At 67.6% G+C, this 6,815-nt stretch carries 10 protein-coding genes; 4 read left to right on the forward strand and 6 right to left on the reverse strand.

Features of this window, described 5'->3' with window-relative positions:
* Positions 1–127 precede the first annotated feature (127 nt).
* From AC5YDV_RS19375 to AC5YDV_RS19385, 3 genes are all read left to right on the forward strand, one after another.
* Entirely contained in the window at positions 128–1,399 is a 1,272-nt protein-coding gene (locus AC5YDV_RS19375) for an ATP-binding protein (protein WP_496183859.1), read from the forward strand.
* 118 nt (positions 1,400–1,517) lie between these two features.
* Positions 1,518–2,072: an RNA polymerase sigma factor gene (locus tag AC5YDV_RS19380; RefSeq protein ID WP_496183860.1), complete on the forward strand. Its 555-nt coding sequence runs from the start codon at positions 1,518–1,520 to the stop codon at positions 2,070–2,072.
* An 8-nt stretch (positions 2,073–2,080) separates the two neighbouring features.
* Positions 2,081–3,106 (forward strand): CU044_5270 family protein, encoded by a 1,026-nt coding sequence (locus AC5YDV_RS19385; protein WP_496192504.1) that lies wholly within the window; start codon positions 2,081–2,083, stop codon positions 3,104–3,106.
* 225 nt (positions 3,107–3,331) lie between these two features.
* Here AC5YDV_RS19385 and AC5YDV_RS19390 read toward each other — a convergent pair whose 3' ends face one another.
* Positions 3,332–3,793 (reverse strand): DoxX family protein, encoded by a 462-nt coding sequence (locus tag AC5YDV_RS19390; RefSeq protein ID WP_206080017.1) that lies wholly within the window; start codon positions 3,791–3,793, stop codon positions 3,332–3,334.
* A gap of 227 nt (positions 3,794–4,020) precedes the next feature.
* Here AC5YDV_RS19390 and AC5YDV_RS19395 point away from each other — a divergent pair, with 227 nt between their 5' ends.
* Entirely contained in the window at positions 4,021–4,623 is a 603-nt protein-coding gene (locus AC5YDV_RS19395) for a dihydrofolate reductase family protein (RefSeq protein WP_496185177.1), read from the forward strand.
* Positions 4,624–4,691: 68 nt separating this feature from the next.
* On the opposite strand, the gene AC5YDV_RS19400 is transcribed toward AC5YDV_RS19395, so the two are convergent.
* From AC5YDV_RS19400 to AC5YDV_RS19420, 5 genes are all read right to left on the reverse strand, one after another.
* On the reverse strand, positions 4,692–5,309 hold the full coding sequence (locus AC5YDV_RS19400) for a M23 family metallopeptidase (protein WP_496185178.1): 618 nt from the start codon (positions 5,307–5,309) through the stop codon (positions 4,692–4,694).
* A gap of 111 nt (positions 5,310–5,420) precedes the next feature.
* Entirely contained in the window at positions 5,421–5,735 is a 315-nt protein-coding gene (locus AC5YDV_RS19405; RefSeq protein WP_496185179.1) for a type II toxin-antitoxin system PemK/MazF family toxin, read from the reverse strand.
* 3 nt (positions 5,736–5,738) lie between these two features.
* Entirely contained in the window at positions 5,739–5,972 is a 234-nt protein-coding gene (locus tag AC5YDV_RS19410) for a YlcI/YnfO family protein (protein WP_496185180.1), read from the reverse strand.
* A gap of 108 nt (positions 5,973–6,080) precedes the next feature.
* Positions 6,081–6,383, reverse strand: coding sequence for a helix-turn-helix domain-containing protein (locus tag AC5YDV_RS19415; protein ID WP_496192500.1), 303 nt, complete (start codon positions 6,381–6,383; stop codon positions 6,081–6,083).
* Position 6,384: 1 nt separating this feature from the next.
* Entirely contained in the window at positions 6,385–6,738 is a 354-nt protein-coding gene (locus tag AC5YDV_RS19420) for a type II toxin-antitoxin system RelE/ParE family toxin (protein WP_496184835.1), read from the reverse strand.
* Positions 6,739–6,815: the final 77 nt, after the last annotated feature.

Here is a 6,815-nt window from a genome sequence, read left to right on the forward strand (position 1 = left end):
TGCCCAGTAGCGGTCGTCGAGGGATGTGCATGAGAACGCGCATATGCCGGTGCGCGTTCCTGCGATGTGTCTGATTCCAGCCCTGCTAGATGACTGATTCGAATCCTGCTTCTTGTATGGTTGCTTCATGGAGTATGCACGCCGCATCCTGGACGACGAGTTGGATGAGCTATTCGGCCAGGTTCCAGCGATCGCGATCGACGGCGTCAAGGGGGTCGGGAAGACCACGACCGCCGGGCAGCGGGTCGCCGGGGTGGTGCGGTTGGATTCCAAGGCCGTCCGGGAGTCGATCGCCGCCGAACCGGAGCAGGTGTTGGGGCGTGGGCGTCCTCTGTTGATCGATGAGTGGCAGAAGGTCCCCGAAGTGTGGGATGTGGTCAGGCGTGCCGTGGATGCCAACCCGGCGGGCGGGCAGTTCTTGTTGGCCGGCAGCGCCACCCCCGCGCCGGGGGCCACCGCCCATTCCGGGGCCGGCCGGATCGGCCGGTTGCGGATGCGTCCCATGACCCTGTCCGAACGTGGCGTGTCCGAGCCGACGGTGAGCCTGCGCGACCTGCTGTCGGGACGCCGTGGGTCGCTGACCGGGTCGTGTCCCTTGACCTTGAGTGACTACGTGGAGGAGATCGTCGCCTCGGGGTTCCCCGCGATCCGACCCCTGGCGGGGCGGTCGCGAAGGTTCCAGCTCGACTCCTACCTGCACAACGCGGTCGATCGGGACGTGCCCGAACAAGGGCTGGCAGTGCGCAAACCCGAGGCGATGCTGAAGTGGTTGCGGGCCTACGCCGCGGCCACGTCGACCACGGCCAGTTACGCGCAAATCCTGGACGCCGCCACGCCGGGTCAGGGCGACAAGCCGGCCCGGTCCACGTCGATCGCCTACCGGGACGTGCTGACCGGCTTGTGGCTGCTGGATCCGGTGCCGGCGTGGGCGCCCTCGGGGAGTCTGTTGACCCGGCTGGGTCAGACCCCGAAGCACCATCTGGCCGACCCGGCGCTCGCCGCCCGCCTTCTCGGCCTGACCCGGGAAGCCCTGTTGGATGGCGCCGGGACGGCGGTGGGACCCCAAACGGGCAGCATCCTGGGGCACCTGTTCGAATCATTGGTGACCCTGTGCGTCCGGGTTCCCGCTCAGGCGGCCGAGGCCACCATTGGTCACCTACGGACCCGTAACGGCGACCACGAGGTTGACCTGGTGGTCGTCCGCGACGACGGCCGCGCTGTGGCTGTTGAGGTCAAGCTGGCCAACACCGTCACCGATGCCGACACCAAACACCTCCACTGGCTGGCCGACCGCATGGGCGACCAGCTGTTGGACGCCATCGTCGTCAACACCGGCCCGAACGCCTATCGGCGTCCCGACGGGATCGGCGTCGTCCCCCTCGGACTCCTCGCCCCGTGAACACCCAGGTCGTACCGGACAGCCTGCCCGCACCCCGGCAGGTGGGCGTAGCGGCGGGATCTCGGTGCGCCAGCGCGCCGCCGTGTGACGTTTCGACGTCGGGCGGGAACTACTGGGTATGAGACATCAACGGCCCGCTCGGGAGCGCGACTGGCTGGAACTCCTGTTCGACCGCCACGCCACCCAGTTGCGAGCGTTCGCCGTGCGCAGAGTGGCCGCCAGCAACGCCGACGACATCGTCGCCGACGTCTTCGCCACCGCGTGGCGGCGACGCGAGTACGTCCCCGACCCCGCGCTGCCGTGGCTGTACCAGACCGCCCGGAACGTCATCCTTCACCACTATCGCAGCGAAGCGCGTCGGGCCTCCCTGCAGCACGCCCTCGAGACGACCTTGCCACCAGCGGCGGCACCCTCGGCTGAAGAACAGGCGCGCAGCCTCGTCGATGACCTGCTCGACCGCCTCGACGACACCGACGCCGAAGTCCTCCGCCTCACCGTCTGGGAACAACTCACCCCCGCCGAGATCGCCCTCGTGCTCGACATCACCCCAGGAGCCGCCCGCACTCGCCTCCTCCGGGCCCGTCAACGAGCGCAACAGCTCTACCAGGCCAGCACCACCGCCGCTCCGTTGCGGCGCGCGCCTGCCACCGAACCCTGCTCCGCCACCCGCTAGGACACGCCATGACCACACAATTTGAAGATCAACTTCGTCAGCACGACCCCGCCGCCCACACGCCCGCGTTCACCGCCACCGAACGTGACCGGATCCTGCACGACGCCATCACCGCAATCCCCACCCCCAGACACAGTGGGCAGAGGATCATCCGGGTCTTGGTGGCCGCGTCCGCCGCCCTGGTCGTCGGCGGGCTCGGCTACCAGTCCGTGGCGGTCGGCGCAGCGACCGCGCACGCGTCCGAACTGCTGGCCCAAGCTGCGATCAGGGCCACCGATCCCGTCAGCCGGCCGGGCCAGTACTGGGAACTCACTTCCAGCGGGACCAGCCTGGTCACCGAATACGCCGGCCTCGACACCCGCGTGTGGCTGACCCGCACCACCAACACCGACTACGTCGCCGTCGACGGGAAACGTCCCAGCTGGTTCATCCGCGAACCCACCACCGTGGAACACCAACTCCTCGGCACCCCCGCAGACCGCACCACCCCGTACACCAAGACGGCCGTGTGGACCACGAACCTCACCCCGGAGCAGATCCCCGCCAGCTGGAACCAGCCCTCACCCACCTGGCTCGCCTCACTGCCCCGCGACACCCAGGCCCTGCGTGACAGGCTCTACGCCGACAACCAAGGCCACGGCAACAACCCCGACGACCAGGCCTTCACCGCCGTGGCAGACGTCCTGAACTCCGGGCTGGTGCCCGCCGATCTCCGCTCCGCCCTCTACGAGGTGCTCCGCACCATCCCCGGCACCACCCTGACCGACGACTCCGTCACCTTGTCGACCGGACACACCGGCGTCGGGATCGGCCGCCACGACGCCTTCGGCGGCCACCAATCCCTCGTCATCGACCCCGACACCGGCCAGGTCCTCGGCGAAATCACCGAAACCACCTTCATCCCCGTCGTCGGACCCACCATCAGCACCGAACAGACCATCAAACGGCGGCTCGTCGACAGCATTCCCCAGCCCATCCAGGACCAGGCGGACCGGGAGCACTGCACCATCACCAACAACACAGTCACCTGCTGAGACCAGCACACGAGCCGCCCCGGCAGGGGGCGGCTCGTTCCAGTTCAGCGCACCAGCGACGAAGTGACGCACATCCGGTTCTGCCGCAGGGTGCGCGAGGGTGGCCTGTCGGCTTTCCGGTTCCCGAAGCGCACGACCCGCTCATGCCGCTGCGGGCGCGTGGTTCCTCACTCGATCGGGGTCTGGTGGGCTGGTCCTGCCCGACGGGCGCAGCGTTCGTTGGTGTCAGCGGTTCGCACGGAGAGAGGTCCGCCATGCGTTCCAAGCTCCGGTCGCCCACAATGCCCAAGCCACGAGGACCGGCTGGAAGAAGAGCCTCACCAGTCGTGCCTCGTCACTGTTGAGCCCGAAGGCGTCTCGACGGGTCAGGTACTGCGCGACGTTGCCCGGGAAGACAGCCACGAAGAACGCGGCCGTCGCCCAGCCGAGTGCCGGACGCAGGGCACGCGGCGCCAAGAGAAGCACGGCCCCGAGTCCGACTTCGACCACGCCAGAGGCAACGACGACGAAGTCGGGGTCCAGCGGGATCCACGGCGGCACCTGAGCCTGGAACTCCTGCCGCAGGCTGGTGAGGTGACCGATCCCGGCAGTCGCCAAGAACCCGCCGAGCAGAAAGCGACCCCCGGTCCTGAGCGGGGAGGACCGGCCTTGGAGCGATTCGGCCGAGCGCGGCGACTTGGAGTCCATCCCCGAAGTATCGCGGTCGTCGGCACTTTCGGCATGGATCCGCACTCGCCTGGCGGGGCCCTGACGTACCGTCTGTGGAACCTCGGAAGCGCCAGATCAGCGGGATCTCACGGTGACGGCCAACGACCTGATCTGCCGCCGATCGCCCGCGTCTGGGTGGCTGCATGCCCCACTCTCGACCGACGCGTGCGGCGCGGTTAGGGTGGCTTAAGGAAGGGAGTGCACCCATGGGAATTCTGGCGGTGGACCTGTTCATCACCCTCGACGGCGTCTACCAGGCCCCGGGCGGTCCCGACGAGGACCGTTCCGGCGGCTTCGGGTACGGCGGCTGGCAAGCGCCGTACTTCGACGATGAGTCAGGCGCCCTGATCGGCGCCGGCATCGACCGGCTGGACGCGCTGCTGCTCGGCCATACGACATACGACATCTTCGCCGGCTACTGGCCGACCCAGACAGACCCGGTGGCGGTGAAGTTCAACGCGGTGCCCAAGTTTGTCGCCTCGCGCACGCTCACCGATGCGTCGTGGCCGTGTACCACGGTGGTGTCGGACGTTGCGACCGAGGTTGCGGCTTTGAAGGACCGCTTCGCCGAGATCCACGTCATCGGCAGCGGCAACCTGGCGCGGAGCCTGTTCGCGGCTGATCTCGTCGACCGGCTCAACCTGTACCTCTACCCGGTCGTGTTCGGAACCGGCAAGCGGTTGTTCGACGGCACGGTCCCCACCGCGTTCCGTCTCGCTGAGCCGCCGGTCGCGTTCCCGAAGGGCGCCGTGTCGCTCGTCTACGAACGCGCCGGCGTGCCCCTCACCGGGATCCGCATTGACGGCTGACCCCCGGCGGCCCAACTGAACGCGCTCTTCCGCGAGCCGCGCGCGCGGTCTTGCGCAGTCACCGAGGTTCACCTGGCGTCGACTACCTCGCCGTTCCGCGGAAGGCCGCCTTGGAACATGGTGGGCACCGCGGTTGCGCTCATCACGTCGACACTGCTGATTGCCTGCAGGTGGAGGTGCGGCTCGGTGCTGTTGCCCGTATTGCCGCAGCCTGCCAACGCCTGGCCCACCTCAACGTGTTGACCAGGTTCGACCCGGATGCTGTCTTGCTGGAGGTGGCACAACGCGACCACGGGGCCGCGACTGGTCTTGATCATCACGTGGTTCCCCGCGAGGGCTGGCCAGCCTGCAGTTGCCCTGCGTGCCTGGGTGAGGGCGTAGCGGAGCGATGGCAGGCCTCGGAAGGCCGCATGGTCGGGTTCGGAGTCGTGGACGGCGACGATGATGCCGTCCACCGGGGCGAGGACGGGTCGTCCGAAGCCCACAAAGCGTGCCGCAGGCTCGGGGTGTACCAGCGAGGCGAACGTGATCGGCGTGCTGCGACCGGATTCGTCCACCGGGACGAAGTCGATCGCGAAGGACGAGGCGTACAGCGTCGTGCCGTGGCTGGGGACCCGGTTGGCGGGGCTGTTCTGCGTCAGCCACCGGCCGGTGAAGGGGTAGGCCAGGTCAAGGGTCGTTGGCACGGGGCGGCTCCAGTCTCACGGGCTCGACCATCCCATGGTGGACCGCGATCCGGTTCGCTGGAAGCAACCCATCTGCCGCACGCGGTGTGATCGGTGCGACTTGGCGGTTCGTCAATCGAGCAGCGGGATGTCGAGGTCGTAGGCCAGGACGACCGCCCGGGCGAGCTCGGCCTCTTGGGCGTAGGTCAGGAACCCGACGGTGCGGCCGAGCAGCTTGGTCGGAACGGTGACGACGTTGTCGAGTGAGATCACGCCGTCGTGGTCGAGGCCGTTGGCAGGTCCTACAAGAACCTCGCTGGATAGGCCCTTGATGGTGGAGGTGATCGGCGCGATCGTGACTTTCGTCATGGCCGACCGCGCGGCATCGCGAGTCAGAACGACTGCTGGGCGTGTCTTGTCCAAGCGCACAAGGCAGATCTCGCGCACGGGTCAGTCCTCAACGGTCGCGTGTGCCACGGACCAGTCGACCAACTCGTCGAGGTCGTCCGTGGTGCCCCGCCGGCGGAGGATGGCCGCGTCCTGCTCGGCAACTTGGCGGCGCATCTCGCGCTCGACGGCACGTGCCACCAGCGCTGCCCGGCTGGGAGCGTTGCCGGCGGCCACGGACTTGTCGAGGAAGGCCACCATGTCGTCGGGAAGACGGATCGCGATCTGTACAGTCATGACATAGATCATACCAGTGTGGGTCCCAGCTTGGGATGCTCGCTCATGCCGCTCCGCGGGCGGGTGAAGGCCGCTGAAGAGTCGGCGCGGCAGCGGATGATGGTGCCGTTAAGCGATCTGGAAGGTGTCGTCGCCGACCTGGACTTCAAGACGGAGTTTGCCGCCGAGTGCCTCGACATAGCGGCGCAGGGTGTCAACCTGGGTTTTGTCGAGGTCGCCGCGTTCGATCCGGGACACGCGGTTCTGGCTGACGTCGAGCTCGGCGGCGAGTTCGACCTGGGTGAGGTCGAACTGCTCGCGGAGTTCCCTGAGCCGCCAGGCGCGGGTCTCGGCGAGCATGCGGTCCTTGTGGGCGTCGACCACCTTGCGGCGAGCGGGACGGCGCTGCTTCAGCTGGTCCAGGTTGGTCATGTCAAGCCCTCCTTCTCAGGGTGGTGAGGTGGTCGTCGAACCGTTGGTCGGCGATCGGGACGTGCCGCTTGTACCAACGGTTCCAGTCGCGGCTCTTGTCGCCGGCGACCAATAGGATCGCCCGGCGTTTCGGGTCGAACGCGAACAAGATCCGGATCTCTGATCTGCCCCCGGACCCGGGCCGTAACTCCTTCATGTTCTTGTGACGCGAGCCCTTGATGGTGTCGACCAACGGCCGCCCCAACATCGGTCCCTCGTCTTGCAGTACTTCCAGTGCGGCGACGATCAGGTCGTAGTCGTCCTCGGACAACGCGAGCAGCCACTCTTCGACGAGTCCGACCTCCACGTCCCACACATGGCTAGTCTACAACTTCTGAGTTGTACACCTCAAGGGTTGTGGCCCGCGCGACGAGGAACATCCTCAACTGCCGC

It is taken from the genome of Propioniciclava sp. LT432 (assembly GCF_059515965.1).

Excerpts from the sequence above, each read along its gene's own strand:
- AC5YDV_RS19375 (WP_496183859.1), top strand. The coding sequence starts at position 128 with ATGGAGTATGCACGCCGCATCCTGGACGACGAGTTGGATGAGCTATTC.
- AC5YDV_RS19380 (WP_496183860.1), top strand. The coding sequence starts at position 1,518 with ATGAGACATCAACGGCCCGCTCGGGAGCGCGACTGGCTGGAACTCCTG.
- AC5YDV_RS19385 (WP_496192504.1), top strand. The coding sequence starts at position 2,081 with ATGACCACACAATTTGAAGATCAACTTCGTCAGCACGACCCCGCCGCC.
- AC5YDV_RS19390 (WP_206080017.1), bottom strand. The coding sequence starts at position 3,793 with ATGGACTCCAAGTCGCCGCGCTCGGCCGAATCGCTCCAAGGCCGGTCC.
- AC5YDV_RS19395 (WP_496185177.1), top strand. The coding sequence starts at position 4,021 with ATGGGAATTCTGGCGGTGGACCTGTTCATCACCCTCGACGGCGTCTAC.
- AC5YDV_RS19410 (WP_496185180.1), bottom strand. The coding sequence starts at position 5,972 with ATGACTGTACAGATCGCGATCCGTCTTCCCGACGACATGGTGGCCTTC.
- AC5YDV_RS19415 (WP_496192500.1), bottom strand. The coding sequence starts at position 6,383 with ATGACCAACCTGGACCAGCTGAAGCAGCGCCGTCCCGCTCGCCGCAAG.